Here is a 2,165-nt window from a genome sequence, read left to right on the forward strand (position 1 = left end):
ACCCGCGTGCTCGGCGTCCCCATCCCCTTTCACCGCAACTTCGAAGAGCTCAACCTGCGCTTCTACGTCCGCCGCCGCGGCCCGGAAGGCTGGCGGCGCGGCGTGGTGTTCATCAAAGAAATCGTGCCGCGCCGGGCCATCGCCGCCGTCGCGCGGTGGGTGTACGGGGAGAACTACGTGCGTCTTCCCATGCGCCACCGCATCGACGTGCGCCCCGGCGCGGGCGGCGAGGTGGAGTACGGATGGCGCCACCGCCGCCACCCCTCCCTGCTGCGCGTCTCCGTCACCGGCGACGCCGCGCCGCTGGTGGCGGGATCGGAGGAGGAGTTCATCACCGAGCACTACTGGGGCTACGCGCGCCAGCGGGACGGCGGGTGCGTGGAGTACCAGGTGGAGCACCCGCGCTGGAACGTGTGGCGCGCGAAATCCGCCGTGCTGGAAAGCGACGTGGGCGCGCTCTACGGCGCCGCCTTCGCCGAATCCCTCTCCGCCCCGCCCCGCTCCGCGCTCCTGGCCGACGGCTCCCCCGTCATCGTCCGCCGCGGCGTCCGCATCCGCTGATCCCTCCCAAGGAACGATCCTCCGCCCCCGGACGTACAGAATCGGACGGGATCAGGCGGATCGCGCGGCGGATGTGCACGTCCGCGTGCGCCCGGCCGCGGCGGCCCGGACGTTGCGCCAGCGGCTGTCGAATGTTAGTAGATGCTTGCGCCGGACGAATCGCCGGCGGTCACGGGAGCGGAGCCGCATGGAAGAACGCGTGGTGCTGGTGGACGAAAACGACGCGGAACTCGGCGTTCTGGAAAAGCAGCGCGCCCACACCGAGGGGCGCCTGCACCGGGCGCTGTCCGTCTTCGTCGTAAACGGAGAGGGGCAGATGCTGCTGCAGCGCCGGGCGGCGTCCAAGTACCACTCCCCCGGCCAGTGGACCAACACCTGCTGCTCGCACCCGCGCCCGGGCGAACCGGTGGACGCCGCCGCGCGCCGCCGCCTGCGGGAGGAGATGGGGTTCCAGTGCGAGATGGAGCCCGCCTTCACCTTTGTCTACCGCGCCCCCGTGGGCCAGGGGCTCGTGGAGCACGAGTTCGACCACGTGTTCCTTGGCCGCTGGGAGGGCGAGCCCGCGCCCGACCCCGGCGAGGTGGACGGCTGGCGCTGGGCGTCGCCGGAGCAGGTCGCGGACGAAGTGGCCGCTGATCCCGCCGCGTTCACCCCGTGGTTCCGCATCGTGCTCGCCCGCCCGGAGTGGGCCCGCGCCGTGTCGCGGTTTGTTGCGTCCGCCTCCGCGGGCTGACCTCCACATCCTGTCCGTTTCGGCTACTCTGGCCCGCCCCGTGCGGGAGGGCGCCGCATCATGCGCCCTTCGGCACCCGCACTCCCGTACGCACCGCACATGACCGATCGCACCGACTCCGCGGCCGCCGCCAACCCCCTGCTGCGGAACGAACTGCCCATCCCGTTCCACCAGATCACGGCGGAGCACGTGGTGCCCGCCGTGCGCACGGCGCTGGCGCGCGCGGAAGACGAACTGCGGCAGATCGTGGAGCTCACGGGCGAGCGGACGTACGAGAACACGGTGCTCGCGCTGGAAGAGGTGAGCGAGCGCATGGGCCGCATCACCCGCCCCGTATCGCACCTCATCTCCGTCCACGACCGGCCGGACCTGCGCGCCGCGTGGCAGGAAATGGTTCCCGAGATTTCCGCCTTCAACGCCCGCATCGCCCTCAACCCCGGGCTGTGGAGCGCGGTGAAGGCATACGCGGAAACGGATGCGGCGCGGGCGCTCACCGGGGTGCGCGCGCGGCACCTGGACAAGATGGTGCGCGCCTTCGTGCGCGCCGGCGCCGACCTGCCCGACGAGGCCAAGTCGCGGGTGGAGGCGCTGCGGGTGGAGCTTTCGCAGATCGCGCAGAAGTACGCCAACAACGTGCTGGACGCCACGAACGCGTTCGAGATGGTGCTGGCGGACGAGGCGGACCTGGAAGGGCTTCCGGAGTCCGCCCGGGCGCAGGCGCGCGCCGCGGCGCAGGCCAAGGGCGTGGACGGCTGGCGCTTCACCCTGCAGCTCCCGTCGTTTCAGCCGTTCATGCAGTACTCGGCCCGGCGGGACCTGCGCCAGCGGATGTACCAGGCGTACATGAACCGCGCGTCCGACGGCGAGCACG

2 protein-coding genes and 1 pseudogene are annotated in these 2,165 nt (G+C 71.7%); all 3 read left to right on the forward strand.

Annotation, left to right across the window (positions count from 1 at the left end):
* Window positions 1-561 (forward strand): DUF2071 domain-containing protein (locus VF665_RS14365; protein ID WP_331054125.1); only part of this gene is annotated, 561 nt, incomplete at its 5' end.
* A 187-nt stretch (window positions 562-748) separates the two neighbouring features.
* Window positions 749-1,294, forward strand: coding sequence for an isopentenyl-diphosphate Delta-isomerase (idi, locus tag VF665_RS14370; RefSeq protein ID WP_331054126.1), 546 nt, complete (start codon window positions 749-751; stop codon window positions 1,292-1,294).
* A gap of 99 nt (window positions 1,295-1,393) precedes the next feature.
* Window positions 1,394-2,165: pseudogene (locus tag VF665_RS14375) on the forward strand (M3 family peptidase); the annotation flags it as partial.

Origin of the sequence: Longimicrobium sp., from assembly GCF_036387355.1 — a bacterium.
Lineage (GTDB): Bacteria > Gemmatimonadota > Gemmatimonadetes > Longimicrobiales > Longimicrobiaceae > Longimicrobium.